Raw genomic sequence first — 25,739 nt, 5'->3', positions numbered from 1 at the left:
CACAATTTCTGCGGCCGGAGCCAGCGCTCGCAGCCATGCTCCGCACCGGCCCGTCTCACGTCCCCGGCCGCGACACCTCGGTCTCCTTGGCTGTGATGAACTCCAGCAGCACTGGCACGCCTTCCTTCGTCTTCGCGATGCCGCGCTTGATCGCGGGGACGATGTCCTCCGGCCGCGTCACCCGCTCGCCGTAGCCGCCGAAGGCGCGCGCCATCGCGGCGTAGTCGCCGGAGATGTCGGTCGAGCGATATTTTTCGGTCGAGATCGGCATCACCTTCAGCTCGATCGCCATCGAGAAATTGTTGAGCAGGATCGACATGATCGGGATGCGCTCGCGCACCGCCGTCTCGAAATCCATGCCGGTGAAGCCGATGGCCGCATCGCCCCAGACGTTGATGCAGAGCTTGTCGGGCTTTGCCAGCTTGGCGCCCATCGCAAGACCGAGGCCGTAGCCGAGCTGGGTGGTTTTGCCCCAGCCGAGATAGGTGAGGGGCTCGACCGATCGCCAGAACGGCGAGAGCTGGTCGCGCGGGCTGCCGGCATCGTGGGTGATGATGGTATTCTCGATGTCGACGGTGTGCTGCAAGTCCCAGAGCACGCGATAGGGGCTGAGCGGCGCATCGTTGCTGGTGAGCTTCGGCATCCATTTCGCCAGCCATTCCTTGTGCGAGGCCGCGATCTCGGCGGCGACCGCTGACGCATCGCGATCCGCAGTGACGGTCTTGCCGATCTCCTCGAGCAGCGCATCGAGCACGAGGCCGGCATCGCCGACGAGGCCGATTTTGGCTTCCACGTCCTTGTTGAGATGATTGGGGTCGAGTGTGGAATGGATGATGGTCTTGCCCTTCGGCATCGCGATGCCGAAATTGGTCTCGGTGAAGGAGCAGCCGATGCCGAAGATGACGTCGGCCTCGCTCAGGAACTTCGGCACCGCGCGCGGTACCGCAAGCCCACCCGAGCCGAGCGAGAGGGGATGCGTTTCCGGGAACGAGGATTTTCCGCCTAAGCTGGTGGTGACGGGGATCGCCAGCCGCTCCGCCAGCCGCTTCAACTGCGGCCAGGCCTGTGCGTAGTGCACGCCCTGGCCGGCATAGATCACAGGCCGTTTTGCATTCACGAGCAGGCTGGCGGCTTCCTTCACGTGAACCGGGTCGGCGCCGTAGCGGGTGCGCAGCACCGGCGTGTAGTCGAGCGGCTCCGGCACCTCCTCGTTCCACATGTCGGCGGGGATCTCGACGATCACGGGCCCACCGCGGCCGTTCTTCAATTTCGTGAAAGCGCGGCGGAGGATGTTGGTGACCTCAGCGGCGAGGATGATCGGCTCGGACGATTTCGCGAACGGCTTCATCGCCTCGCTGGAATTGAAGTTCGGCTCGATATGCGCCAGCCGGCGCTGATAGCCCATCGGCAGCACCAGCACGGGGACGGATTCGCCGAAGCACTGCGCGACGCCGCCCATCGCGTTCTCCGCGCCCGGCCCGTGCTGCATGCAGAAGGCGCCGATGCTGCGCCCCGACGTCACCCGCGAGATCGCGTCCGCCATATGGATGCCGACGCGCTCCTGCCGCACCATCACGGGGCGGATCTCGGCCCTGGCCGCGTGCTCGATGAGATGGTTGACCGGATAGCCGCAGAGGATCTCGATCCCCTCGCGCCGCATGATTTCCGCAATGGCGGTGCCGAGCTTCATGGCGTCTCTCTCCTCAGGCAAAGCCGGTTGATCCGGCTTGTTGGGAAGAGAGGATCAGGAATTTCCGGTAGCGTAAAGCGCGCGCGGCGAGCGCGGCGGTAGGCCAGCTATGCGTCGCGGGCGTGTACCGGCTCCAACCTGTGATAGTCGCCGCAGCCGCTCGCGGTCGGCCGCAGGCGCTGCAGCAGGCGCTTGGCCGCAAGCAGATCCGGCGTCGCGAAGCCCTCGGTGAACTCGCTATAGATCGGGGAGAGCAGCCGGACAGCCTTGGATCTGCGGCCGGTCGCGATCCAGTGTGCCGCGAGATCGGTCGCGATCCGCAACTGGAACGTCAGCGCGCCTATGGTGCGCGCTTCGGTGAGGGCCTGCTGAAGCCGTTTTTCGGCGCGCAGCGGCTCGCCGGTGTGGAGAAGGATCGCGGCGTCAACCCTCTGGAGCTCCGGCCGGCACCAGCGCTCGCCCTGGCGTTCCTGATGCTCGATCGCCCGGGTGATGGCCTGGCGCGCTTCCGCGATCCGCCCTTGCCTCAGATAGGCGCGGGCGAGGACGGCGAGATAGCTGCCGATCCGCATCAGGAACCGGCATTCTATCAGCTCGTCGATCGCGGCTCGAATATCCTCCACCGCGCGCGGATCGCCCCGCAGCTCGCGAAGGCAAGCGGAGAAATAGCGCTCGACCGGAACCCAGCGTGAGATGCGCTCGCGTTCAAGGTTGCGACGCAATCGCTCAGTGTAGCTCGCGAGCCCGTCCAGATTGCCGGTTTCGAGCGCGACGGGAAGGGCGGCGAGCCCAAATGCGTTCGACTGCGACACCCAATGGCCGCTGCGGTCGGCGGCATCGACGGCGTCCTTGGCGAGCCTTGCCGCATATTCGGCTTGCCCTTGCATCCACGCCACGAAGGGCAGGTTGAAGCGGACGGTGATGAACCGGTAGACTTCGTTCGCATCCTTGCGCGAACGGCCCTCTGCCAGCGAATAAGTTGCCGCGAGGCGATCGAGAACCGGGCGGCTCTTGCTCAACTCGCCGGCAAAAGCGCGGGCCCAGGCGAGCGCCCGATCGGCTTCGGACGTTGCCGTGAGGTCGCGGTGGCGGTCGGCAAGCTCAGTGGCTTCCTCGAGATAGGTCGTGGCGCGCGGGACCTCGCCAATCTGCAGCAGGTAGAAGCCAAACCCGACCAGCGATCGCTGCTGATATTCGATGTTGCCGGCCCGCTTTGCAAAGAGGATGGCATCGAGCCAGGCAATCTCGTTCTCATTCGACAATTTGCGGGCGTAGAATAGGCTCCACCCAAGGGCGCAGGCGAGTTTTGTCTTCGACAGATCGTCGCAGGGGACGGTCTTGGCCAACGCGAGCGCAGCTGCCAACCGCGCCTGCGCTTCCGACAGGATCGACGTTTCCGACCACAAGGTGATCGCGGCAACCGTGAGCCTGATCCCGAGCACGGGATCTCCGTGCTCGCCGAACGCCCATGACAGAGCGGCGCGCAGATCGGCGATGCGGCCGAGGTAACGCTGTGTCCAATCGGCCGGCTCGCGCCATTTCCACTCCTCCTCGGACCGTTCGAACAGGGTGAGGACGCGTTGCGCATGACGGCGCAGCGCCTGGTCGCAGACAGGATCGGCCCGGCGCCGCTCGCCCGCGTAGCGGCAGGTGCTGTCGAGCAGGCGATAGCGGAGGCTCGCGCCATGTGCCTGCGCGCTCAAAAGCGATTTGGCCACGAGACTGCCGAGGCCGGTGGCGACGTCGACCGGCGTGAGCCCTGCCGCTTCGGCGACGAAGACCGCGTCCTCGACCTCGAACGCTTCGCTGAACACCGAGAGCAGGCCGAACAGTCTGGCTTCCCGCTGCGACAGCAGCCTGAAGCTCCAGTCGATCGTCGCCATCAGCGTTTCATGGCGCGGCGGCGCGCCATCGGCGGCGGGGGCACGAAAACCCAGATTCTGGTCGAGCAACTCCACCAATTGGCGAGGATTGAACCTGCCGATCTGGGCTGCCGCCAATTCGATCGCCAGCGGGAGGCCGTCGAGCGAGTGGCAGATTGCGGCGACGGCCTCGCAATCATCATCGACGAATTGGTAGTCCGCCCATTCAGCGGCGCGGCTGACGAACAATTGCACTGCCGGAAACCTGACGGCTTGATCGGCGGTCAGGGCGTGACCGGGTTTGGGTGAGACCAGGGAGCCGAGCCGGACGACGTGCTCGGTGGCGGTGCCGAGCGGTTCGCGGCTGGTCGCAAGCAGCCTGGACGGCGACGTGTCCGCCATGAGCCTGCCGGCGAAGATCGTTGCGGCTGGCAGTACGTGCTCGCAATTGTCCATAATGACCAGCATCTGCCGCGGTCTCAGATAGTCGATGGCCGCAGCCAGGCTGTTGTCCGGATTGCCCCTGATGCCCAATGCCGTCACCAGCGCGGTGCCGAACAGCGTCGGGTCGGAGATCGTTGCGAGATCGACGAAGCACACGCCGTCGCGGCACTGTGGCGCAAATGCCTGGGCGACAGCCAAGGCAACCGTCGTCTTGCCGATTCCTCCAGCGCCAGCCAGAGTCACGTGCCTGTTGCCGGTCAACAGACCCGTGATCTCGTCGATTTCCGCTTCACGACCAACGATGCCGCGCAGCAATGGCAAACTGGACGAGGGGACCGGTTCGGCGAGGGCAAGATCGTCGTCGACCTCGCCGATGCTGATCTGCACCTGCGCGATGAACTTGTATCCGCGGCGCGCCACGGTCGCGATGTATACGGGCTCGATCTGGGTATCTCCCAGTGAACGCCGCAAGCTCCACATGTTGACCTTGAGATTGCTGTCGTGGAGGAAGATGCCCGGCCAGGCGGCCGCCATCAGCTCGGTCTTGCTGACCAGCTCGCCGCAGCGCTGCACCAGCAGCTGCAAAAGCTCGAATGCGCGTCCACCCAGCTTGACGGGGTGCCGGTTGAGAAGGAGCAACTGGCGGCTGGGTATCAGTCGAAACGGGCCGAAGCAGTAGGTGAGCTCCCGCCGGCCTGTGCCCCGTTGTCGTGTCTCCGTGGCAGCCCGCATTGATCATGGCCAATCGATCGAACCGATCGACCGGTATTATCATGCACTGCAATATTTTTGAAGAGAACCCTTCCGAGTTCGTACGATTTGCCGCAGGGCAAAGCGCTCGCGCAGGACGGTTCGGCTATTTTTTGGGCTTGCCAAGAATGGCCATGCGCATGACTTCGACGCCGCCGTCGGCAAGTTCCGGAAGCTTGGCGAACCAATCCTTCACATAAGGCATCGCGTTGTGTGCGTCGAAATCGGCCTGGCTGGCGAACACTTCGTAAAAGATGAAGTGGCCGGGCTTGGCGCGGTCTTCCTGAAGGAAATAGATCAGGTTTTTGGGATCGCTGCGGACCAGGTCGATCAGCGGCAAGGTGGCGGCGCGCAGCATGTCTTCCTTTCCAGGCTTGGCGCGCACCTGGGCCACCACGGAATATGCACCCTCCGGAATCTCCCGATAGTGCACGCGCGGCGCTTCCTGAGCCAGAGCCGGAAGCGTCGGTGTCGCCGTCGAGGCGATCAGCAGGGCGGCGAGCGAGTTGCGGAGAGCTTGCATGGTGAAGTCCTTGACATGTGATTGTATCGCCGGGTGACCAGCTGAGGCACGGACAGCCGCTCCCGCCGCACGAGCGTTCAGCGCACGATCTTCTGTTGCCGTTTTGCCAAGGCCTCGCTGAAGCGCTTCTTGACTGGACCGAGCGCCTTGACGAATTCGAGCTGCTCGCCCTCCGGTCCCTTGCAGTAGATCAGCTCCCAACCGTTCGAAGGTTCGGCGGTCACCCGGTTCGTGTTGGTGTTGCGGGGCGCGGCCTTGCGATCCGCTTCCGTCATGACGCGGATGGTGCGGTTCGCTCTCACCTGCGTCATGCCGCGACGCGTCGATTCCGCTTCGAGATCGGCAATGAACTTGTTGAAGTCGACATCGTCGCGAACATAGAAGCAGATGTGCATCATGCGCGGGAAAGCAGGGCTCATGTGCTCCACCGGTTCGGCGAAGCTCTTCGCGCTGCCCATGGGCTGATCGGCCTCGCGATATTGCAGCAGCTCCAGCACCATGTTGTCGAACTGGATGAAGCGGACATCGAGCCGCTGCGCCCCGGTTCGCAAGTCGGGCACGCCAATGGTTCGCGGATTGACCCCGCGTGCATTCGCCTCGATCTCCTGGTCGGCCAGCAGCGTGTTCTGCACCCCGTCGCCCTGGAAGTCGCCGTGCCGGAACACCTCGGTGCCGCCGAGAACCTCCGTGTAGAACTGGTAGGCCCGCTCCATGTTCTGGACCGTGAGCCCGAAATGCTGGACGCCCTGGAGCCGCGCGCCGAGCGGCGCCTCGTCGCGCTCGGCATCCTGTGTCGCGGCCCGTGCGTCGATCGCCGTGCCGGCGACGAGACCCGTGACGACGGCGCCGGCGGTCTGAAGCAAGGCGCGGCGACCCATGTCGGTGGTGTTGTCGGCTGCATCTGTCATGTCGTTCTCCTTGGTCGTTCGGTGGATTGGTCTGCGTTGTCCTGCCGAGCAGTGCTTGGCCGGGGTGAACCCGCCGCCCTCGGGCTTTCAATCGGCGGCGGGAAGCGGAGCTGCGGGGCTGACCAGCCCCTCGGAGCGGAGCTCGCGCCAGAAGTCCGCGGGGATGGCTTCCTCGAGCGCAGCGCGATCCTCGGCGATGCGCCCCGGGCGGCTCGCACCGGGAATGACGGCGGCGACCACCGGATTGGCGAGCGCGAACTGCAGGCCGGCCGCCTTCATGCTGATGCCATAGCGGTCTGCAATCGCTTTGATCCGCGCCACCTTCTGGAGGATTTCACGAGGCGCCGGCGCATATTCGAAGTTCGGGCCGCCGACGAGCGCGCCGGAACTGTAGGGGCCGCCGACGACGATCGCGAGCTCGTGCTCGGCGACCGCCGGCATCACCCGCTGCAGCGCCCTTGCATGGTCGAGCAGCGTGTATCGGCCTGCGAGCAGGAAGCCGTCGGGGCGCGGCTCGTCCAGCGCGAGCAGCAGCTCGATCGGCTCGACCCGGTTGACACCCAGTCCCCACGCCTTGATCACGCCCTCGTCGCGCAGCCGGTCGAGCGCTCTGAAGGCGCCCTTGCGGGCGCCTTTGAACACCGAGAGCCACTCGTCGCCGTAGAAGTCCTGCGCAACGTCGTGCACGAAGACGACGTCGATGTGGGAGGTGGCGAGCCGCATCAGGCTGTCCTCGATCGAGCGCAACGTTCCGTCCCGGGAATAGTCGTTCACGATCCGGTTCGGGCGTCCGTGTCTGAAGACGCCGCCCTTCTCGCCGAGGTCGCGCGCATCGACGTCCTCGATCTCGTCCAGGATCAGTCGGCCGACCTTGGTGCTGAGGGCGTAGTCGCTCCGCGGCCGGCCGGCGAGCGCGGCGCCGATGCGGATCTCGGCGAGCCCCGCGCCGTAGAACGGCGCGGTGTCGAAATAGCGGATGCCGTCCTCCCAGGCTGCGCTCACCGTCGCGATCGCTTCCTGCTCCGGGATGTCGCGAAACATGTTGCCGAGCGGCGCCGCACCGAACCCCAGTTTTCTCGGCAGAATATCCTTGAGGGCCATGTGGTGAGTCCTTGTCTGCGACAGGCAAAGTCCGTCCGTGTGCGGCGCCGCCGATCTCAGTCGGTCGCTGAGGTATCTGCGCTTCTGATGAACGCCGCGACTTCGCGCGGATGCGACAGCATCACCGCGTGGCTGCTCTTCATCTCCGTCACCTTCGCGCCGGAACGCTTGGCCATGGTGCGCTGTGCCGTCGGCGGGATCATGTGATCCTCGCTCGTCACCATGTAATAGGTTGGCTTCGTCTTCCAGGCCACGCGATCGACCTTGGTCTGCACCGCCTGCAGTCCCCAGGGCAGCTGCGCCGCATTCATGAACCGGGTCGTGGCCGGGTCGACATCGGCCGCGAACGAGGTGGGGAATTTCTCGCGGTCGACGAGCAGATAATTGCCCTCGGTGACCAACGGAGCCTTGTGCTCGCCGGGCGGTACGGGCGCTTCCGCCAACGTGCTGACGGACTCTCCGGCGTCGGGAGCAAACGCCGCGAGATAGACCAGGCTGCGAACCTTCGGATTGTCGCCGGCTTCCGTGATGACCATTCCGCCATAGGAATGCCCGACCAGAATGACCGGATGCCGCGCCTTGGCGATCACGCGTTCGGTCTCCGCGACATCGTCGCGAAGCGAGATCGTCGGCTGCTGGACGACGAGCACCTCATAGCCCGCCTTCGAGAGAACGTCATAGGTGTCCTTCCAGCCCGATCCGTCGACGAAGGCGCCGTGCACAAGAACAATCGAAACATTCCTGTCGGCCGCGGCCGCGGGGACGGCGGTTGCGATCGACAATGCAGCAAGCGCGAAGATAAGCGGCTTCATGGCAGGCTCCTGTCCTCGACACGGCGACATCGCCGTTGATGCGCTCTTCGATAGAGGACGCCCGCCTTGCGGTATTTCCGATTCCTGCGCGATGAGGTACGCATCTTGCTGAGGTGCGACGAGATCGGCTTTCGAAGCCGAACGCGCCTGGCTTCAAGCCTTTGCGCTGCCTGGCTTTTACCTCTTTTAACCGCGCCGCCTCTGGACTTCGGCGGCCCAGCTTGTGAGTAATGAGCTACCGGCGTGGCAGTGACCGGGACTGCAACTCTCTACCGGATGGAATGATCGCTCGCGCGAGACGGGGGCCGGGAATCGCCGCAACGAAGCGGAGGTCGTGATGGCGCTCGTGACGCATGGAGATCAGAAGTACAAGAACAGCGAGAAGCTCGCGGAAGCCAATGATTGGCCGGGGCTGAGTATCGAGCATCGCAAGTTCGAGGCGGGCCGTCAGGCAACGCCCGAACCCCTCTGCACCGAACTCATCATGCTGCTGTCGGGCGGCGGGATGGTGTGCCGCGCCGGCAACGGCGAACTCCAGAAAAGCCTCGCGCGTCCGGGCATGAGTTACCTTGTGCCCGTGGGGACGCAGGAGAGTCACCTCGAGCTTTCCGACCGGATGGAATGTCTGCATCTCTATCTGCCGCCGGCGCTGCTGGACCACAGCGCGCTTGCGGATTTCGGCATCGATCCGGCGAAGGTCGAGATCGCCTACGCTCACGGCCTGGCGGACCATGTGCTCTTCCACATCTGCTCGCCGCTTCGCGATCTGCTCCATCGCCCGCGTCAGCCGACCGACGCGCTGTTCGTGGAGGGGATCCAGGCCGCTCTCGCGGCGCATCTTCTGGGCAATTACACGATCGACCGTTGGCGCGCGCCCGAAAGGTCACCGTCGCTCGATCCGAGGCGCCTGCAGCGGGTGCTGGACTATATCGAGGCCACTCTCGGCGGTGAGATCAGGCTCGAGGATCTGGCGGGCCAGGCCTGCCTTAGCCCCTATCATTTTTCCCGGCTTTTCCGCGAAGCGACCGGATTGTCACCGCATCGCTACGTGACCGATCGCCGCGTCCAGGCGGCGCGGCACGAACTCGCGCGCGACCGCTTCTCCCTGGTCGAGATCGCCCTGGAGTTCGGCTTCGGCTCGCAGGCGAATTTCACGCGTGTGTTCAGGAAGGCCGCAAATCTCACCCCGGGCCAATATCGCGAATTGTGCTGCGGCGGGGCCGAGATGGAGACCGACTCCGACGATGCCGCATCGCGCAGGAATTGCGCATGATCCCGCAGGATTCGGAAATATTCATCAACGTGCATCGGGCAGTGCTGTTGCTGCGACCAGGTCGGCGAGAGGACATATCGACATGATCGAGCTCACGGTGAACGGGATCAAGCGCCAGGTCGACGTCGTTCCCGAGATGCCCCTGTTGTGGGTGCTGCGTGACGAACTCGGCATCACCAGCGCCAAATACGGCTGCGGGGTCGCGCAATGCGGTGCCTGCACCGTTCACATCGACGGCAAGGCGGTGCGGTCCTGCCAGGCCCATATGGGCGAGGTCGCGGGCAAATCGGTTGTCACGCTGGAAGGACTGCACAACAAGGACCATCACCCGGTCCTTCAGGCCTGGATCGCGCATCAGGTGCCGCAATGCGGCTATTGCCAGACCGGCCAGATCATGCAGGCCATCTCGCTTCTTGCGTCGATCCCCAAACCGACGGACGAGCAGATCAATCAGGTGATGTCCGGCAATCTCTGCCGCTGCGGCACCTATCCGCGCATTCGTACGGCAATCCATGCGGCTGCCGCAAACAAGATGGCGGAGAAGTGAGATGGGCCACATGCAGACCCTTTCGCGTCGGTCCTTCGTTTTCGGCTCTGCCGCCGTCGCCGGCGGCATCGCTTTCGGTGCCTATAGTCGGGCCGAAGCGGCCGCGCCGAGCGCCGATGGCAATCCGCTGGCCGCCGGCCTCGGCCCAAATTCGGTGACCTTCAATCCGTGGGTAGAGATCAGCCCCGACAAGATCACGCTGATCGCGCAGCACGCCGACATCGGCCAGGGCGTCGGCTCGGTGCAGCCGATCATGATTGCCGAAGAGATGGACCTCGACCCCGGCCAGTTCGAAGTCCGCTTCGCCGGCCCGAGTCCGGCTTACTTCAACACCGGATTCAAGGAGGAGCTGGCGCCGTTCCTGGCCGCGGACCAGAGTCCTGAGGCCGAAGCGGCACGCGCTGCCGCGCTGGAGAGTCTTCGGAAATCCGGCCTGCAGATGACGGGCGGCTCGAGCACGATCCCGGACACCTATGAGAAGCTGCGCGTGGCAGGGGCCGTTGCGCGCGAGACGTTGAAGGCAGCTGCGGCCAAACGTTCGGGCGTCGCCGTCGCCGACATCCGCACGCAATCCGGCCACGTGATCCTGCCTGACGGACGCAAAATTCCGTACGTCTCACTGGCGGCCGAGGCCGCGAGGATTCCGCCGGTGCTCGATGCGCAGCCGCGCGATCCCTCGACATGGCGCATGCTGGGTAAGCCGATGACGCGCCTCGACGTGCGCGCCAAAGTGATGGGCGAGCTGCAATTCGGCATCGACCTGAAGATGGAGGGCATGCTCTACGCCTCCGTCAAGCTGAACCCCGGCAAGGGACAGCCGCTGAAATCCTACGACGCCAGCAAGGCGCGCGCGATGCCGGGGGTCAAGAAGATCCTCGAGATCAAGAACGGCGTTGCGGTGATCGCCACCAACAGCTGGTACGCGATGAAGGCGGTCGACGCCATCGCTTGCGAGTGGGCGCCCTCGGCCTATCCCGCCGAGCAGGCCGATCATTGGAAGGTGCTGGAATCATCGTTCAAGCCCGAGTTCCTCGGCAAGGAGTGGCGGACGATCGGCGACGTCGAAGCCGGCCTGAAGAGGGGCATGCTCGTCGAAGCCGAATATCGCGCTCCTTACGTGGCGCATCAGCCGCTTGAGCCGCTGAACGGGATCGGTCTCGTTACCGACAAGGGCATGGAAATCTGGGTTGGCCATCAGAGCCCGCAGGCGGTGCAAGCCATCGCGGCGAATGCGATCGGCCTTAAGCCGGAGCAGGTCACCTTCCACAATCAATGGACCGGCGGAAGCTTCGGCCATCGTCTCGAATTCGAGAACGTCCGTGTGCTCGCCGAGATCGCCAACCAGATGCGCGGGACGCCGATCAAGCTCGTCTTCTCGCGCGAAGAGGATTTCCGTCAGGATATTCCGCGGCAGATTGCGGTCGCGCGTCACAGGGGAAGCATTGCCGACGGCAGGATCGTTGCGACCGACCTGCAACTGGCATCGACGGCGCCGTTCAAGGGACTGCTCGAGCGCATGGGTGCACCCTCGAAGGATCCCGATCCTCAATTGGCGGCCGGCACGTGGAACGTCTATTACGACATTCCCAATTTCCGCGCCACCAGCTACGAGGCGCAAGGGCTGTCGCCATGCACCACCTGGCGCTCCGTGGGAGCGTCCACGGCCGGCTTCTTCACCGAAAGCTTCATTGACGAATTGATCCATGCGGCCGGCCTCGATCCGATGAAGGCGCGCATCGCGATGTGCAATGTGCCGCATTATCGCAAGCTGCTGGAGACGGTCGCGGATATGTCGAACTGGAAGGGGCCGCTCGGCGATGGCAGGGGCCGCGGCGTCGCGTTCGTCGAGTCGTTCGGGACACCGGTCGCCGAGGTCGTCGAGGTGACGGCGACGGACCGCGGCATCAGGATCGACAAGGTCTGGGTCGCGGTCGACGTCGGCAAGATAATCGATCCCGTCAACTTCGAGAACCAGGTCGAGGGCGGCGTCGTCTGGGGCCTAGGCCACGCCATGAACTGCGAGCTCACCTACTCCAAAGGCGCAGCGCAGCAGACCAATTACAATCACCATGAGGCGATGCGGATCTACCAATGCCCGGTTATCGAGGTTCGCGGGCTCGAGAACGATCCGAAGGTGAGGGGTCTCGGCGAGCCGCCGGTGCCTCCGGCCGCGCCTGCGCTCGCCAACGCGATCTTCGCGGCGACCGGAAAGCGCATCCGCGAAATGCCCTTCAACAAGTTCATCGATTTCGTGTGAGACGGGCCATGCAGAGATCTCTGATCGCGTTGGTCTTGGCAGCCTCCGCCGTCGCGGCCCTTACCGGGATCGTCGCGGCCAAGGACGAGGCCGTCAAGGATGTGCTGCCGCCCGGCAGCGTCAGCCGCGCCGAGGGGCTGGAGGCGTGGAAACGGATCGAGGCCGTCGTGACCCATCCACGGTGTGCCAACTGCCATGTCGATGCGAAGGCCATCCCGATCTGGACGCCGGCCGGCGAAACCAAGTCTCGTCCGCACGGCATGAACATCCATGGCGGCGAAAGCCGCATCGGCGCAGAAGCGATCCCGTGTTCGACCTGCCACATGACCTCGACCCAGGCAAACGAGCCGTCGCCGTCGCCGCCGCGCGCCGGGATCGACTGGCAGCTCGCGCCGGTGGCTTTCATCTGGTTCGGCAAGAGCGGCGCCGAGATCTGTGCGCAGTTGAAGGATCCCAAGCGCAATGGCGGCCGCGACGCCGCCGGCCTCGTCGGGCATTTGCGCCACGATGCCTCGCTGAACGGCTTCATCCCGCGCGGCTGGGCGCCCGGAGCCGGCCGCTCGACGCCGCCAGGCAGCTTCGAGGATCACGTCAAGGACATGGCGATGTGGGGAGCGGCCGGGCAGCCCTGTCCGAACTGATGCGTTCTCCAGGCCGCGCCGAGGCGATCCGATCGTAGAGTCGGGATCCCGACAGCAAAGATATCGGTCGGCCAGTCCTGGTGTTCCGCCCGCCTGAATGCATCGCGTTATCGAAAAGGAGAAAACCATGACCCAACATGTCCTCTTCATTGTCACCAACGCAGCCGTGATCGGTCCGCATAGTCGCAAGACCGGCTTCTTCTTCGCCGAGGTCGCCCATCCTTTCGAGGTGCTCGACAAGGCTGGGGTCGCGGTGGAGTTCGCGTCCCCGGCCGGGGGATGGACGCCTTACGACGCGTACGACGAGAAAGATCCCGCTCAGAAGGATTTTCTCGCGAGCAAGGCCTTTCGCCGCCTAAATCACAGCCGCAAATTGTCCGAGGTGGATGCCGCCGACTACGACGCCATCCTGGTGCCCGGCGGTCTCGGGCCCATGGTGGACATCCAGCGCAATGCAGCGGTCCAGCATGCCATTGTGCGTGCCTGGACCACGAGCAAGCTCGTGGCCGCTGTTTGTCACGGGCCGTGTGCGCTGCTCGGCGTCCACCTCGGCGATGGCGTCCCCTTCGTGCGCGGCAAGAAGCTCACGTCCTTCTCGAAGAAGGAGGAGTACGACTACGCCCGCGACGATGTGCCTTACGAGCTCGAGGATGCGTTGAGGGCAGAGGGTGCCGAGTACTCGTCCGCTGCGAACTGGCAACCTCACGTCGTCGTCGATGGCCGACTCATCACGGGGCAGAACCCCGCGTCGGCCGGAGCGCTGGGAAAGGAATTGCTGGCCGCCCTCAAGGACAGGAGCAGCGGCGCGAAAATCTGAAGATTCGCAGGTACGGAATTCAAGCGGGATAAGCGTGACACTGAGGCCGCGCTTATCCTCGCATGAGGAGCTATCGATGACGCAATCGCCGTCCAAGATTACTGCTATCCTCGTTGCTCGCCCGGGCAAGTCCGCTGAACTCAGCGCATTGCTTGTCGGTATGGCTCCGCATTCCAGGGCTGAGCCCGGCAACCTGCGTTGGGATGTCTGGCGCGACATATCGAACGAAGACCGCTTCGTACTCGACGAGCTGTACCGCGACGTTGCGGCCGTCGAAGCTCACCGAGCCTCGCCACATTACCAGGCTTACCTCGCCAAAATTCCCGAGCTGGCCGATCGGACGGCAGTGGTCCTGGAAGCGGTCGAGGTTGGGGACAGGTGAACGGCGTCGGCGAATCTTCGAAGTAACCGCAGTCCCTATTTGCAGCAGGGCAATCGCATTTAAGAGTTTTTCCCCGCGGCCATCCTTCGAGACGCCCGCTTTGGGCGGGCTCCTCAGGATGAGGGCGGAGTGCGCGGCAGCAGTTTCAACGAGCACTGATGCTGGTGAGCCTCATCCTGAGGAGGCGCATCAGCGCCGTCTCGAAGGACGAGGCGTGCGCGCAGGCCGCCGCCACAAGTCGTATGCGATAGCCCTGCTATTTGCAGTTCTGGCAGATCATCAGCTTTCGCTTCAACGCCCCATCTTCCTGATCGAGGCCATTTGCATCTGGATTGGAATTGGCGTCCCTTGCTGCGCGCGAACGCACAGGCGGCGTCACGCGGCTCGGGGTGTCAACGTCATCGACGGTGCCGACGCTGAAGCCATCGTAGTCGGCAGCCGAATTCGGCCTCGGTTGGGGCCCTCCGATCACGGAAGGCTCTCTGCCGGACGCCGCCGGCGGAGTTCTGTTGGTCGTCGCCCGCGCGGGCTTGGTGGCACTGGGGCGTGGCGGCGATGCATCGGGCGGAGCAAGCGAAACCGGCGGCGCGGCCGAAGTCTGGCTTCTCGCGCTGTCGTGCGGCCCGGCGCCGACAAGCATGAGGCCGAGAGCCAAGAGCGTCACGTTTCTCATCGGCATCCTCTCGGCAGCGCTGGTTGATTGATCGACAGCATGGCCCGTCGAGCCCGCTCCGCCGAAGAATATCAGCACTAAGAGGGCCGTCAAAGCGTCTACGCCGTCTCCTGCAGCGCCCGGCGCAGCTTCCGGATGATGACGCCGCGGGCGCGGTCGTCGGCGGCTGCGGCGACGCGATCGTTGATGTCGAGCATGAGCTCGGACATCTCGTTGTGCCAGTCGAGGCGGGTCACGGCCTCCGGTGCGAGCCGTCGGCGATGACCGGCGTCGAGCACGCGCGGTTCGGGTGCGGCGAGCTCGAAAGTGTCGTCCAGCAGCGGCTGGTAGATCCTGGCTCCGGGAATGATGCGCTCGGCGACGCGCTCGGCGAGGCCCGCAACCGCCGCTTCCTCGCCGTGGACCAGGAACAGCCCGCGCGCGATCGGACGACGCGCGGCGATCCAGCTGGCCATGCCGGCGCCGTCGGCATGGCCCGAATATTCGTCGATCATGCGGATGCGGGCGGCGACCTTGATCTCGTCGCCCTGGATGCGGACGGCCTTGGCTCCGTTCTGGAGGAAGCGGCCGAGCGTGCCGTTGGCCTGGAAGCCGGCCAGAAGCACGGTCGCGCGCTCGTTCCACAGCCAGCGCTTCAGATGGTGGCGGATGCGGCCGGCGTCGCACATGCCGCTCGCGGCGATGATGATGTGAAATCCGGACAGACGCATGATCGCCTTGCTCTCGTCCGCGGTCTCGGTGAATTTGAGATGCGGCGAGTTGAGCAGGCGCGTCGCATCGACCGACGGATCGAGGCTCTCGGAATGGCGGCGGAACACTTCGGTCGCGCGGATCGCGAGCGGTGAATCGAGGAAGATCGGCGCCGTCGGAATCTCGCGGTGCTCCATCAGATCAACGAGATCGACGATCAGCTCCTGGGTGCGCTCGACCGCGAAGGCGGGGAGCAGCAGCGCGCCGCCGGCCGCCGCGGCATCGCGTACCTCGGCGGCGAGGTGCTCGCGGCGAAGCGCAGGTGTGGTGGCCTCGCGCACGCGGTCGCCATAGGTCGCTTCCGAGATGACGTAGTCGAAATCGCTCGGCGCTTCCGGATCGGGCTGGAGCAGCTTGGCCTCCGGCCCGACGTCGCCGGACACGAGCACGCGCAGCGGCCGCAGCGCGCCCTGCTCGGCCATTTCCAGCTCGATCGAGGCGGAGCCGAGCAAATGGCCGGCGTTCCAGTAGCGCGCGCGGACGCCGGGGATCACGTCGGTCCAGCGTTCGTAGTCGACGGCGCGGAACGATCGCAGGGATGCGATCGCGTCGGCCTGCGTGTAGATTGGCTCGACTTCCTTGCGCCCGCGCGAGGCATTGCGCCGGTTGAGCTGCTTGACCTCCGATTCCTGGATGTTGCCGGCATCGGGCAGCATGTAGGAGCAAAGGTCGATCGTGCCGCGCGTCGCCAGGATCGACCCCTCGAATCCGGCGCGCACGAGCTTCGGCAACAGACCGCTATGGTCGATGTGAGCATGCGTGAGCAGCACCGCATCGATGTCGGCGGGGCGAAACGGAAAGGCGCGGTAATTGAGCTCCTTCAGCGTCTTCTGGCCCTGGAACAAGCCGCAATCGACCAGGAAGCGGCCGCTTGCGGTCTGGAACAGATAGCTCGAGCCGGTCACGGTGCGGGCGGCACCGCAAAATCGAACGGTGATGCTCATCTGTCATGCTCCGAGGGGCTTGCCGTTGATCGCATAGCCGTTGTCGGCCGCGGTCGCGCTGGCCGCCAAATCGTGCTCCGACCGGCCGAACGTGTAGACGCGATAGAGTGGCTGGCCCTGCTCGACGCGGTCGCCGATCTTCTTGAACAGGCGGATGCCCGCGCCCTTGTCGAGCGGCGCGCCGGCGGTGCGGGCGAGGCGGTTCAGGCGCAGGCAGTCGATTGCGGACACGATGCCATCACGCCTGGCCTCGACGTCGAAGCTGAGCGGTCCGAGCTCGTTGCTGCATGTCGAGGGCCCCTGTGCGTCGATGATCTTCTGCATCTGCTTCAGCGCCGCGCCGCTATCCAGCAGTTCGCGCGCCCGGGCATAGCCGGCCCCGCCGCGCAGCTTGGGATCGTATTCCAAGAGATGGGCGGCGAGCCGGAGCGACTTCTCGCGCAGATCGCGCGGCGCACCCGGCTCGTTGCCAAGCACCGCCATGACGTCGTTGGCCTCCAGCACCGGCCCGATGCCGTTGCCGATCGGCTGGCTGCCGTCGGTCGTGATCACCTCGACCGTCCGGCCGAAGCGGTCGCCGACGAATTCGAACAGCTTTCGCAGTCGCATGGCCTCGACACCGCCGGTGACCTTCGCGGTCGGCCCGACCGGAATGTCGATCAAGAGATGGGTTGAGCCTGCCGCGATCTTCTTGGACATGATGGAGGCGACCATCTGCTCGCGGGTATCGAGGCTGAGCGGGCGCTCGACCGAGATCAGCACGTCGTCGGCCGGCGACAGGTTCACGTGCCCGCCCCAGATCAGGCAGCCGTTGCAGGAGGAGACGATCGCCTTCATCTCCTCGACTGCAATATTCACCCGCGCCAGCACCTCCATCGTATCGGCGGTGCCGGCCGGCGAGGTGATCGCGCGCGAGGAGGTCTTCGGAATCGGCAGGCCATGCGCGGCGACGATCGGCACCACCACCATCGAGGTGCGGTTGCCGGGGATGCCGCCGATGCAATGCTTGTCGACGACCACCGGGGTCGGCCAGACCAATTGGGTGCCGGCCTGCGCCATGGCCCCCGTGAGGGCGAGCAGTTCGTCGCTGGTGATGAAGCTCGCCGAACCGATCAGGAAGGCGGCGATCTCCATGTCGGAGTAACGATAATGGGCGAGGTCGCTGATGATCGCGCCGATCTCGGCCTGGCTCAAGGTTCGTCCGCGGATCTTCGCACGTACTGCTTCCAGGCTCTCCGGAGGCGAGGCGGGCCTCACCGTGACCTCCGTTCCGACCGCTTCGGCGAAGCGCCGGAACGCAGGCTCGGAGAGGCCGATCTCGTCGGGAGCCGCCAGCGTATCGTCGTCCGTGATCAGCAGGGTCGCCAGCAGAACCTTGCCGCCCTGACGAAGCTCGACGCGACTGAAGCCGCGGAAGATCTCCGCGCGCAGCGCCTTGGACCGCCTGGAGACGACGACGACGTTCTCACGGCCGGTGTCGAGACGGACGCGGCGGATCTTCAGTTGGGAATGCGGAAGCTCTGGATGCATGGGCGGGCCGGCAGCAGGGAGACGGACCTCCATGCTTAGACGCCGCCGTCCGGACGCTGTTGACCCAGATCATGGCCCGCCAGGTTGTCAGGGCGCGGGCCAGGCCGGCCGTTACTTCATCGCCGAGCTGACCGAGCTGAACTTGTTGTTGAGCAGCGCAGCGCCCGTGCTGTTGACGATGGTCACGATTGCCAGGGCGATCCCTGCGGCGATCAGGCCGTACTCGATTGCGGTTGCGCCATTCTCATCGGCAAGGAAGGACCTAAGCAGACGCATTGCCAACTCCTGTTCATCCGATCCGATGGATGGTCGCGTCGTTATCGGACTTGCAAATCGATCGAATAAGTCTTCGGGCGCGCCAAAACAGGGCGATCGCACCTTACCTCGTACGACGGCATTCATTAAATTAAGGTTCCGTCGACCCGTTCAAATGAACTCAAACGTACAGCCCGGCGCGGGCTGATCGGCAAATTGCCCATCTTGGCTTGACCGCTTAACCGATTGTTGAGCCTGTTCGTCAACCTATCGGCAAGGATGGCTTGATCGCGCTCATCCGCGCCGGCCGTCCGTATTCAGTGCCCGCAGCATCGCGATGCGGGCGAACATCACCCAGCCGCCGCCGGTCTCGGCCGCATTGATCAAGGTCTCAATCGCGGTCTGCCAATGCGCCTCGTGCTGGGCGTCCTCAGGCAGCTGCATGATGTAGTCGGCTGCTTCTTGAAGCGTGAGCAGCTTGCGCTTGTTGCTCACGCGAACCGGATCCTCGAACGGCGTCGACCAGGGCATGTCAGGCCGGCCGATCGGCGAGGAGAGACATCACGGCGCGATCGCGGGGTGTGATGCTGTCAGCCGGCCTTCTTTGCCCGCGCCGGCGCGCGCACCGGCTTGTCGGCGGCCTTCTTCGGCGTGGTGGCAGCCTTCGCTGCAGCGTCCTTGCCGCCCTTGCCCGATATCGGCAGCAGCATCTCGCGCTGGCCCTCGACGCGCTTCTTCGCCTTCTTGGCCTTGGCCGTATCCTTGGCCGTGTCCTTGACCGTATCCCTGGCGACCTTCGCCGCGGGCACGGCGTCCTTCTCGTTCGCGATACTCTTCTTCAGCGCGTCCATCAGGCTGATGACGTTGCCGCCGGTCTTCGGTGCGGCCTTGGCGGTAACAGGCATGCCGCTGCGCTTCTTGTTGATGAGATCGATCAGGGCGGTCTCGTAATGATCCTCGAACAGCTCGGGCTCGAACGCGCCGGACTTCTTCTCGACGATGTGCTTGGCAAGGTCGAGCATGTCCCTCGTCAGCTTCACGTCCTGGATGTCGTCGAAATATTCCTTTTCGCTGCGGACCTCGTAGGGGTAGCGCAGCAGCGTGCCCATCAGCCCGTTCTCGAGCGGCTCCAGCGCGATGATGTGCTCGCGGTTGGTCAGCACCACGCGGCCGATCGCGACCTTGTCCATGCTGCGGATGGTCTCGCGGATCACCGCATAGGCGTCGTGGCCGACCTTGCCGTCCGGCACGAGGTAGTAGGGACGGATCAGATAGCGGTTGTCGATGTCGGCCTTGGGCACGAACTCGTCGATCTCGATCGTGTGGGTGGAATCGAGCGCGATGTCGTCCAGCTCGTCCTTGGTGACCTCGATATAAGTGTCGGTGTCGACCTTGTAGCCCTTGACGATGTCCTCGGAGGTCACCTCGTCGCCGGTCTCGGCATCGACCTTGAGATACTTGATGCGGTGGCCAGTCTTGCGGTTGATCTGGTTGAACGAGACCTTCTCGGTATCCGAAGTGGCCGGATAGAGCGCGACCGGGCAGGTCACGAGCGACAGACGCAGAAAACCCTTCCAATTGGCGCGGGGGGCCATGGTCTACTCCAGACGCAACAGAGGACAAGCCCTAAAGGATACCATCGCCCAGTTGCGAATCATAGCAACCGCCGGCGCGGAATCTTGCAACGGCGTTAATCGCCGCCTGCGCCGTGTTGCCCCGCGGGCCCAAGGCCCGGAACATCGCTCGAATTGACGCGTTGCCCCGGCAGTTCATCGCCGAGGAGGTCGCGGCCATCCGACGCGACAGCCACAGATTGAGGTCACCATGGCATCCACGCGAGAGCAGAACCGGATCGTCGAAACTCCGACCGAGGCGCGCCAGGGCGAGCCCGGGCCTTCCGTGGCGGCGCTGCTCGCCATCTCGACCGGGCTTGCGATTCTGATCCTCGCCGTCGTCTGGTTCGTGTTCTTCCGGACCTGACGACCGGCAAAGCACGCCGGCACGTTCCGGCTCGCCGCACGATGCGGCAAATTGCGCCCACCATGCCGCTCCTCCGGCGGCATGGTGGGCGCAGTCGCATTTTCCGCGCGCCAGGTCGTATATGACCAAAAAGTAACGTAGGCCGGTTCCTTGCGTTCATATTCAGTTCACGCCGGAATTGCTCATCTGTGGCGGTATTCAAGTCGCCTGTTCTTGCAGCCCATCTTTGGAGAGAAGCGTGCGCCTGCTCGTTGTTGAGGACGACCCCGATCTCAATCGCCAGCTCACCAAGGCGCTGACCGACGCCGGCTATGTCGTCGATCGGGCTTTCGACGGGGAGGAGGGGCACTATCTCGGCGACAACGAGCCGTATGACGCCGTGGTGCTCGATATCGGCCTGCCGAAGAAGGACGGCATCTCGGTGCTGGAAGCCTGGCGCCGCAACGGCCGCACCATGCCGGTGCTGATCCTCACCGCGCGCGACCGGTGGAGCGACAAGGTGCAGGGCTTCGATGCCGGCGCCGACGACTATGTCGCAAAGCCGTTCCACCTGGAGGAGGTGCTGGCGCGCATCCGCGCCCTGCTGCGCCGCTCCACCGGCCATGCCCAGAGCGAATTGACCTGCGGCCCGGTTACGCTCGACACCCGGACCGGCCGGGTCAGCGTGGCGGGCAACCCCGTCAAGATGACCTCGCACGAATATCGGCTTCTGGCCTATCTGATGCACCATTCCGGGCGGGTGGTCTCGCGCACCGAGCTGGTCGAGCATCTCTACGACCAGGATTTCGACCGCGACTCCAACACCATCGAGGTCTTCGTCGGCCGCATCCGCAAGAAGCTCGACGTCGACATCATCCAGACCGTCCGCGGCCTCGGCTATCTCCTGACCCCGCCGCCGGCGCCGGGCGCCTGAGGCGCTCCGGCCTTTGACTATCTTGGCTTGACGGGAGGCCGAACTGGGCCCTTGGTCCGGTCATGACGTCCGACCACCTGCCATCCTGCGCCGCCCGAGATCATTCCGATGGCCGCTAGCTCGCTTGCGAACCGACTGTTCCTGTCGGCGACCGCCTGGCTCGTGGTGATCCTGGCCATCACAGGCGTCGTGCTGTCGTCGGTCTACAAGGACGCCACCGAGCGCGCCTTCGACCGCCGGCTCAATCTCTATCTGCGCACCCTCATCGCCGAGGTCGCAACCCCGGACGAGCCGCCGGACCGCCAGTTCCAGTCGCTTGGCGAGCCCCTGTTCGACCTTCCGCTGTCCGGCTGGTACTGGCAGATCACGCGGACCGACACCGAAAAGCCGGAGGTGCGCTCCTCGCGCTCGCTCTGGGACAAGAAGCTGCCGAAGCTGGAAGAGCAGGGCGCCGAGCTCACCGCCGCCGGCATCCGCCTCGCTTATGTCGACGGGCCGGAAGGGCAGAATCTGCGCATGGTGGAACGGCCGGTCGATCTCGGTGCCGATGGCAAATTTCTGGTCAGCGTCGCCGGGGACGACACCGAGATCTTCGACGAGACGCGCAGCTTCGACTATTATCTCGGCGGCACCTTCACTGCGCTCGGTATCGTGCTGCTGCTGACGACCGTGTTCCAGGTCCGCTTCGGCCTTGCACCGCTCAAGCGCATCTCGGACGCGATCGCCGACATCCGCTCCGGGCGGGCGGAACGGCTCGAGGGTGAATTCCCGGTCGAGATCGCGCCGCTGGCGCGCGAGACCAACGCGCTGATCGACGCCAATCGCGAGATCGTCGAGCGGGCGCGCACCCATGTCGGCAATCTCGCCCATGCGATCAAGACGCCGCTTTCGGTCATCGTCAATGAAGCCAGCGCGCATGCCGCCGATCCGTTCGCGGAGAAGGTGATGGAGCAGGCGGATGTGATGCGCGACCAGGTCGCCCATCATCTGGAGCGCGCCCGCATCGCGGCCCGGGTCTCGGTGGTCGCGACTGTGACGGAAGTGGCGCCTGCCATTGAGGGGTTGCGGCGGACCATGGAGAAGATCCATCGCGACCGCGGCATCGTGGTCGAGGCCAAGGCCGATCCATCCGCCAGGTTCCGGGGCGAGCGGCAGGATCTGGAGGAGATGGTCGGCAACCTCGTCGACAATGCCTGCAAATGGGCGGCCTCGCGCGTCCTCATCGAGGTCCTCGTCGAGCCGGCGCAGCAGGCCGGCGCCGGCCCGCGTCTGCGGGTCGTCGTCGATGACGACGGTCGCGGCCTGTCGGAAGCCGAGCGCGCCCAGGTCGCCCGGCGCGGCCAACGCCTCGATGAGTCCAAGCCCGGGTCGGGACTCGGGCTGTCGATCGTAACTGACCTCGCCGCCCTCTATGGCGGCAGCCTTTCGCTCGGCAGCGCGCCGACTGGGGGCCTGCGCGCCGAGCTGGTTCTTCCCGGGATATAATCCCTTGTTTCAACGACAAATTTCCGGCATGGCCGAGGTGCCTCCAGGGAGGTGCCGGCGGCATTCAAGGCAGCTTCCTAAACGGCTTCTTAAGTCGGGACCCCCTATGATCGCGCCGGACCCATCCCATGTCCGCCATTTTACCGTGCATTACCCGGGCGCATGAGCCAGACATCGATCGAGCGGCTGAGGGAATATCTCGCGCAGCTCCCGCCGCAGTCGCAGGCGCTGCTGATGCGGGAGTTCGAGCGTGCGCTGGAGCGTGGCCAGGACACGGCGGTGGCCACCCTCGTGCTCGAGCAGCTGCGCAAGATCGTCCGCAAGAGCGAGGCCGAAGAGGCTTTGCCGCCGCGTACGGACGATCTGTCGCGGCTGTTATTCCAGGTCTTGGAACCGTTCCTCGTCGAACCGGGTACTCCGGTCAGGGCCGGCCAGATTCGCCGCTCCTCGCTGCAGCCGATCTGGCAGTGGCTTGGCCGTGACGGCGCTCCGGACAAGCTGAACGAATTCGAGGCGGCGCTGTCGCGCATGCCGGCGGACAGTGTAGGGCAGGTCGAAGCCTTGGCGCAGAAGCTTCAGGCCGTGGCCGCGGACGCCATCTTCCAGCTGACGGGGCCGGGCGGCGGCGACAAGTCGCGGGCGCTCGCCCGGGTCGGACCGCCCAATGTGATCGAGGATCTCTATTCGATCGGTGCGGTGCTCCAGGTCCGCGACGCCATCGCGACGTTGAACGAGAAATTGCCGCGCACCTTGCGGGCCTTCGGGGACCCCCAGATCGCCTCGGTGACGTCGGCGCTCAACATTCCGGCGCTTCAGACGCCGCAGATGCTGCCTTTCGCCTTGTCGATGGTCGTGCAGCGGATGACCGCGCCCTGGCAGATCATCCGCCTTGCGGTCAAGATCGCGGCGTCCGATGACGAGATCCGCGTCGCGGCGACGCCTTACGGTGTTGCCGTCACCATGGCTTTGCACGATCTGTCCTGCGTTGCCGCGATCCTGCGCACGGACATCAAGCGCGGTCATTTCGACAATGTCGCCGCCAACCTCAAGACGCTGCACGACGGGGTGCGCGGACTGCGCACCGAGCTCGACCTGCGCAACGATTCCGCCTGGGGAAAGCAACTGACCTCGATCCGGGCCGACATCTCCAATGCGCTGCAATCCGAGATCGACAGCGTTCCCGGCCGCGTCCGCCGCATCCTGCGCCAGCGCCCCGAAAAGGACATTCCGCCGGGGGCACGGATCGACAGCACCGAAGTCGAGGAAACGGTGGCACTGATCGACTTCGTCGCGACGTGCCGCAACTATGCGAGCGAGCTTGCGATCAACGAGGTGACGCTGCGCACCTATTCCGATCTCCAGCAATATGTGGAACGCTCGACCGAGCAGCTGGTGCAGTCGCTGCGCGCTGCCGATCACAAGGTCCGTACCTATCGGCAGCAGCAGGTTCAGGCCGCGATCCGCTTCTGCCAGGTGCTGTTCGGCGACGATTACGCCTCGTTGATGAGCCGGGCCGCCGAAAATGCACTCACGGGCGAACGCAAATCGTCGCGCGCTGGCTGATCTGCGCGCATTTTTCCCGACCACAATTTGAAGTTGACGGCGCCGATGGCGCGCCGTACTTTCCCGGTGCACGTCTGGGAATTTCTATCTGTGGGCGCATGAAACCCGTTATCAGCTCGATCGAGATTGAGAACCGCGTCATCGTGGCCAAGTATCAACGGCTGATGGTTGGGGCCAAGGTGGTGCTGGTCGAGAAGGCCAGCGATAGGCAGCTGCCTGAGACCATCACGAGGGTTGCATCGCGGGTTCCGGTCGGAGCGCTACGCATCAGATTGCCGGACGCAATCAAGCCGGGAATATACTTCCTCAAGGCCTTCGACGGGCACGGCGAGCAGGCCGCGCAAAGTGTCGACTTCGAGATCGGCTAAGCCGTTGGATTTTCACCTTTTCGGGACGACATGCGGGTCGCGACGAATTGACAATTGTCAATTGCCGCATCCTCCGGCCGTGGTGTAAAGGCACCTACAGGCGCGGTTCGGGCGCCGCCGGAAGCTTGCCAGATGACGCTATGGTTCGTGTTCGCGCTGATGACGGTCGCGGCGATTTTCGCCGTGCTCTGGCCGCTTGGCCGCACCAGCCGCGCACAGGATCAGGGCAGCGAGGTCGCGGTCTACAAGGATCAGTTGGCCGAGATCGAGCGTGATCTCGCCGCCGGGTTGATCTTGGCGCCCGAGGCCGAGGCTGCGCGCGTCGAGATCAGCCGCAGGCTGCTTGCGGCGGCGGCCAGCGAGCCGGCGGTGGCGCCGACGTCGAACCTCAAATGGCGCCGTGCGGCGGCCGTGCTGGCGCTTGCGGGCCTGCCGCTCGTCGCGGCCGGCGTCTACATGCCGCTCGGTTCACCCCGGCTGCAGGACTTCCCCCTGGCGCAGCGGGAGCGCGGGTCCGGCATGGCGCAGTCGCTCGAGAACCTCGTCGTGCAGGTCGAGCAGCATCTGGAAAAAAATCCGACGGACGGCCGCGGCTGGAACGTGCTCGCGCCGGTTCTGGAGCGGCTCGGCCGCTTCGACGATGCGGTGCGCGCCTATCGCAACTCGCTCACCTACAACGGCGAGAGCGCGGAGCGCCGGTCCGATCTCGGCGAAGCGATCTCGGCTGCCGCCGGCGGCGTGGTGACCGCCGAGGCCAAGGCCGAATTCGAGCGCGCGCACGCCTTGAACGCCGACGATCCCAAGGCAAACTATTTTCTGGGGCTCGCCGCCGAGCAGGATGGCCGCAAGGACGATGCGGCCAACATCTGGCGTGCGCTGCTTGCGAAAGCGCCGGCGGATGCGCCGTGGCGCGCCCTGGTGCAGTCCTCGCTGGCACGGGTCGGTGGGGGTGGCTCGATGCCCGCGCTGTCCGACGAGACGATTGCTGCCTCCAAGGACATGGCCGAAGGCGATCGCAACGCGATGGTGCGCGGCATGGTCGATCGTCTGGCGACGCGGCTGAAGCAGAACGGCGACGATGTCGAGGGCTGGCTGCGTCTGGTGCGCGCCTATCTGGTGATGGGCGAGCGGGACAAGGCAATGGGCGCTTCGGCCGACGCCCGGCAGGCGGTTGCCAGCAACGCCGAGCGGCTGCGCCAGCTCAACGAAGGCCTCAGGACTCTCGGAATCGGCGGATGACGATTTCGGGACGACAGATGCGGAGAACGGAT

At 65.0% G+C, this 25,739-nt stretch carries 24 protein-coding genes; 13 read left to right on the top strand and 11 right to left on the bottom strand.

Annotated features, from left to right (window positions below):
* Positions 1 to 55: 55 nt before the first annotated feature.
* The 6 genes from AC24YW_RS04980 to AC24YW_RS04955 all read right to left on the bottom strand — a co-directional run bounded on the left by AC24YW_RS04980 (position 56) and on the right by AC24YW_RS04955 (position 8,090).
* Positions 56 to 1,711 carry a thiamine pyrophosphate-requiring protein gene (locus AC24YW_RS04980; RefSeq protein WP_487481660.1) on the bottom strand — a complete coding sequence of 552 codons (1,656 nt, stop codon included), beginning with the start codon at positions 1,709 to 1,711 and terminating at the stop codon, positions 56 to 58.
* An 86-nt stretch (positions 1,712 to 1,797) separates the two neighbouring features.
* Entirely contained in the window at positions 1,798 to 4,635 is a 2,838-nt protein-coding gene (locus tag AC24YW_RS04975) for an ATP-binding protein (protein WP_487481659.1), read from the bottom strand.
* A 217-nt stretch (positions 4,636 to 4,852) separates the two neighbouring features.
* On the bottom strand, positions 4,853 to 5,269 hold the full coding sequence (locus AC24YW_RS04970; protein WP_487481658.1) for a putative quinol monooxygenase: 417 nt from the start codon (positions 5,267 to 5,269) through the stop codon (positions 4,853 to 4,855).
* Between the two features lie 77 nt (positions 5,270 to 5,346).
* Complete coding sequence (locus AC24YW_RS04965) at positions 5,347 to 6,177, bottom strand: VOC family protein (RefSeq protein ID WP_487481657.1); 831 nt, start codon at positions 6,175 to 6,177, stop codon at positions 5,347 to 5,349.
* 87 nt (positions 6,178 to 6,264) lie between these two features.
* The gene (locus tag AC24YW_RS04960; RefSeq protein ID WP_487481656.1) at positions 6,265 to 7,278 is read right to left on the bottom strand and encodes an aldo/keto reductase; all 1,014 of its coding nucleotides are present in this window, start codon (positions 7,276 to 7,278) and stop codon (positions 6,265 to 6,267) included.
* 56 nt (positions 7,279 to 7,334) lie between these two features.
* Positions 7,335 to 8,090: an alpha/beta fold hydrolase gene (locus AC24YW_RS04955; protein WP_487481655.1), complete on the bottom strand. Its 756-nt coding sequence runs from the start codon at positions 8,088 to 8,090 to the stop codon at positions 7,335 to 7,337.
* Between the two features lie 337 nt (positions 8,091 to 8,427).
* On the opposite strand from AC24YW_RS04955, the gene AC24YW_RS04950 reads away from it, so the two are divergent.
* The 7 genes from AC24YW_RS04950 (at position 8,428) to AC24YW_RS04920 (ending at position 14,711) form a co-directional block, all read left to right on the top strand.
* The gene (locus AC24YW_RS04950; RefSeq protein WP_487481654.1) at positions 8,428 to 9,363 is read left to right on the top strand and encodes a helix-turn-helix domain-containing protein; all 936 of its coding nucleotides are present in this window, start codon (positions 8,428 to 8,430) and stop codon (positions 9,361 to 9,363) included.
* Between the two features lie 82 nt (positions 9,364 to 9,445).
* The gene (locus AC24YW_RS04945) at positions 9,446 to 9,910 is read left to right on the top strand and encodes a (2Fe-2S)-binding protein (RefSeq protein WP_487481653.1); all 465 of its coding nucleotides are present in this window, start codon (positions 9,446 to 9,448) and stop codon (positions 9,908 to 9,910) included.
* A gap of 10 nt (positions 9,911 to 9,920) precedes the next feature.
* The gene (locus tag AC24YW_RS04940; RefSeq protein ID WP_487481652.1) at positions 9,921 to 12,167 is read left to right on the top strand and encodes a xanthine dehydrogenase family protein molybdopterin-binding subunit; all 2,247 of its coding nucleotides are present in this window, start codon (positions 9,921 to 9,923) and stop codon (positions 12,165 to 12,167) included.
* An 8-nt stretch (positions 12,168 to 12,175) separates the two neighbouring features.
* Positions 12,176 to 12,808, top strand: coding sequence for a hypothetical protein (locus AC24YW_RS04935; protein WP_487481651.1), 633 nt, complete (start codon positions 12,176 to 12,178; stop codon positions 12,806 to 12,808).
* 127 nt (positions 12,809 to 12,935) lie between these two features.
* Positions 12,936 to 13,625 carry a type 1 glutamine amidotransferase domain-containing protein gene (locus tag AC24YW_RS04930; protein ID WP_487481650.1) on the top strand — a complete coding sequence of 230 codons (690 nt, stop codon included), beginning with the start codon at positions 12,936 to 12,938 and terminating at the stop codon, positions 13,623 to 13,625.
* Positions 13,626 to 13,701: 76 nt separating this feature from the next.
* A complete protein-coding gene (locus tag AC24YW_RS04925) occupies positions 13,702 to 14,007 on the top strand; it encodes a putative quinol monooxygenase (RefSeq protein WP_487481649.1) in 306 nt (101 codons plus the stop codon).
* 509 nt (positions 14,008 to 14,516) lie between these two features.
* Entirely contained in the window at positions 14,517 to 14,711 is a 195-nt protein-coding gene (locus AC24YW_RS04920) for a hypothetical protein (protein WP_487481648.1), read from the top strand.
* A 67-nt stretch (positions 14,712 to 14,778) separates the two neighbouring features.
* Here the strand turns inward: AC24YW_RS04920 and AC24YW_RS04915 are convergent, their stop codons facing one another.
* From AC24YW_RS04915 to ku, 5 genes are all read right to left on the bottom strand, one after another.
* On the bottom strand, positions 14,779 to 16,374 hold the full coding sequence (locus AC24YW_RS04915; RefSeq protein WP_487481647.1) for an MBL fold metallo-hydrolase: 1,596 nt from the start codon (positions 16,372 to 16,374) through the stop codon (positions 14,779 to 14,781).
* Positions 16,375 to 16,377: 3 nt separating this feature from the next.
* Complete coding sequence (locus tag AC24YW_RS04910; RefSeq protein ID WP_487481853.1) at positions 16,378 to 17,904, bottom strand: thymidine phosphorylase family protein; 1,527 nt, start codon at positions 17,902 to 17,904, stop codon at positions 16,378 to 16,380.
* Between the two features lie 111 nt (positions 17,905 to 18,015).
* Positions 18,016 to 18,180 (bottom strand): Flp family type IVb pilin, encoded by a 165-nt coding sequence (locus AC24YW_RS04905; protein ID WP_487481646.1) that lies wholly within the window; start codon positions 18,178 to 18,180, stop codon positions 18,016 to 18,018.
* Positions 18,181 to 18,453: 273 nt separating this feature from the next.
* Positions 18,454 to 18,690 carry a hypothetical protein gene (locus AC24YW_RS04900; protein WP_487481645.1) on the bottom strand — a complete coding sequence of 79 codons (237 nt, stop codon included), beginning with the start codon at positions 18,688 to 18,690 and terminating at the stop codon, positions 18,454 to 18,456.
* 59 nt (positions 18,691 to 18,749) lie between these two features.
* A complete protein-coding gene (gene ku / locus AC24YW_RS04895) occupies positions 18,750 to 19,754 on the bottom strand; it encodes a non-homologous end joining protein Ku (protein WP_487481644.1) in 1,005 nt (334 codons plus the stop codon).
* 229 nt (positions 19,755 to 19,983) lie between these two features.
* Here ku and AC24YW_RS04890 point away from each other — a divergent pair, with 229 nt between their 5' ends.
* The 6 genes from AC24YW_RS04890 (at position 19,984) to ccmI (ending at position 25,707) form a co-directional block, all read left to right on the top strand.
* Entirely contained in the window at positions 19,984 to 20,139 is a 156-nt protein-coding gene (locus tag AC24YW_RS04890; protein WP_487481643.1) for a hypothetical protein, read from the top strand.
* A gap of 238 nt (positions 20,140 to 20,377) precedes the next feature.
* Complete coding sequence (locus tag AC24YW_RS04885) at positions 20,378 to 21,052, top strand: response regulator transcription factor (protein WP_487481642.1); 675 nt, start codon at positions 20,378 to 20,380, stop codon at positions 21,050 to 21,052.
* Positions 21,053 to 21,160: 108 nt separating this feature from the next.
* Complete coding sequence (locus tag AC24YW_RS04880; RefSeq protein WP_487481641.1) at positions 21,161 to 22,537, top strand: ATP-binding protein; 1,377 nt, start codon at positions 21,161 to 21,163, stop codon at positions 22,535 to 22,537.
* 162 nt (positions 22,538 to 22,699) lie between these two features.
* Complete coding sequence (locus AC24YW_RS04875; protein WP_487481640.1) at positions 22,700 to 24,100, top strand: hypothetical protein; 1,401 nt, start codon at positions 22,700 to 22,702, stop codon at positions 24,098 to 24,100.
* Positions 24,101 to 24,198: 98 nt separating this feature from the next.
* On the top strand, positions 24,199 to 24,468 hold the full coding sequence (locus AC24YW_RS04870) for a hypothetical protein (protein WP_487481639.1): 270 nt from the start codon (positions 24,199 to 24,201) through the stop codon (positions 24,466 to 24,468).
* 132 nt (positions 24,469 to 24,600) lie between these two features.
* Complete coding sequence (gene ccmI, locus AC24YW_RS04865; protein ID WP_487481638.1) at positions 24,601 to 25,707, top strand: c-type cytochrome biogenesis protein CcmI; 1,107 nt, start codon at positions 24,601 to 24,603, stop codon at positions 25,705 to 25,707.
* Positions 25,708 to 25,739 lie beyond the last annotated feature (32 nt).

The organism is Bradyrhizobium sp. USDA3516, assembly GCF_057651995.1.
The sequence above is the reverse complement of the archived record's forward strand: the minus strand, read 5'-3'. Positions and strand labels throughout refer to the sequence as shown.

What these genes read in the sequence shown, in the direction of transcription:
- AC24YW_RS04930 (WP_487481650.1), top strand. Translation starts at nt 12,936, where the DNA reads ATGACCCAACATGTCCTCTTCATTGTCACCAACGCAGCCGTGATCGGT.
- AC24YW_RS04940 (WP_487481652.1), top strand. Translation starts at nt 9,921, where the DNA reads ATGCAGACCCTTTCGCGTCGGTCCTTCGTTTTCGGCTCTGCCGCCGTC.
- AC24YW_RS04880 (WP_487481641.1), top strand. Translation starts at nt 21,161, where the DNA reads ATGGCCGCTAGCTCGCTTGCGAACCGACTGTTCCTGTCGGCGACCGCC.
- ccmI (WP_487481638.1), top strand. Translation starts at nt 24,601, where the DNA reads ATGACGCTATGGTTCGTGTTCGCGCTGATGACGGTCGCGGCGATTTTC.
- AC24YW_RS04960 (WP_487481656.1), bottom strand. Translation starts at nt 7,278, where the DNA reads ATGGCCCTCAAGGATATTCTGCCGAGAAAACTGGGGTTCGGTGCGGCG.
- AC24YW_RS04945 (WP_487481653.1), top strand. Translation starts at nt 9,446, where the DNA reads ATGATCGAGCTCACGGTGAACGGGATCAAGCGCCAGGTCGACGTCGTT.
- AC24YW_RS04870 (WP_487481639.1), top strand. Translation starts at nt 24,199, where the DNA reads ATGAAACCCGTTATCAGCTCGATCGAGATTGAGAACCGCGTCATCGTG.
- AC24YW_RS04950 (WP_487481654.1), top strand. Translation starts at nt 8,428, where the DNA reads ATGGCGCTCGTGACGCATGGAGATCAGAAGTACAAGAACAGCGAGAAG.
- AC24YW_RS04890 (WP_487481643.1), top strand. Translation starts at nt 19,984, where the DNA reads ATGGCATCCACGCGAGAGCAGAACCGGATCGTCGAAACTCCGACCGAG.
- AC24YW_RS04925 (WP_487481649.1), top strand. Translation starts at nt 13,702, where the DNA reads ATGACGCAATCGCCGTCCAAGATTACTGCTATCCTCGTTGCTCGCCCG.
- AC24YW_RS04970 (WP_487481658.1), bottom strand. Translation starts at nt 5,269, where the DNA reads ATGCAAGCTCTCCGCAACTCGCTCGCCGCCCTGCTGATCGCCTCGACG.
- AC24YW_RS04905 (WP_487481646.1), bottom strand. Translation starts at nt 18,180, where the DNA reads ATGCGTCTGCTTAGGTCCTTCCTTGCCGATGAGAATGGCGCAACCGCA.
- AC24YW_RS04955 (WP_487481655.1), bottom strand. Translation starts at nt 8,090, where the DNA reads ATGAAGCCGCTTATCTTCGCGCTTGCTGCATTGTCGATCGCAACCGCC.
- ku (WP_487481644.1), bottom strand. Translation starts at nt 19,754, where the DNA reads ATGGCCCCCCGCGCCAATTGGAAGGGTTTTCTGCGTCTGTCGCTCGTG.
- AC24YW_RS04965 (WP_487481657.1), bottom strand. Translation starts at nt 6,177, where the DNA reads ATGACAGATGCAGCCGACAACACCACCGACATGGGTCGCCGCGCCTTG.
- AC24YW_RS04935 (WP_487481651.1), top strand. Translation starts at nt 12,176, where the DNA reads ATGCAGAGATCTCTGATCGCGTTGGTCTTGGCAGCCTCCGCCGTCGCG.
- AC24YW_RS04875 (WP_487481640.1), top strand. Translation starts at nt 22,700, where the DNA reads ATGAGCCAGACATCGATCGAGCGGCTGAGGGAATATCTCGCGCAGCTC.
- AC24YW_RS04910 (WP_487481853.1), bottom strand. Translation starts at nt 17,904, where the DNA reads ATGCATCCAGAGCTTCCGCATTCCCAACTGAAGATCCGCCGCGTCCGT.
- AC24YW_RS04900 (WP_487481645.1), bottom strand. Translation starts at nt 18,690, where the DNA reads ATGCCCTGGTCGACGCCGTTCGAGGATCCGGTTCGCGTGAGCAACAAG.
- AC24YW_RS04915 (WP_487481647.1), bottom strand. Translation starts at nt 16,374, where the DNA reads ATGAGCATCACCGTTCGATTTTGCGGTGCCGCCCGCACCGTGACCGGC.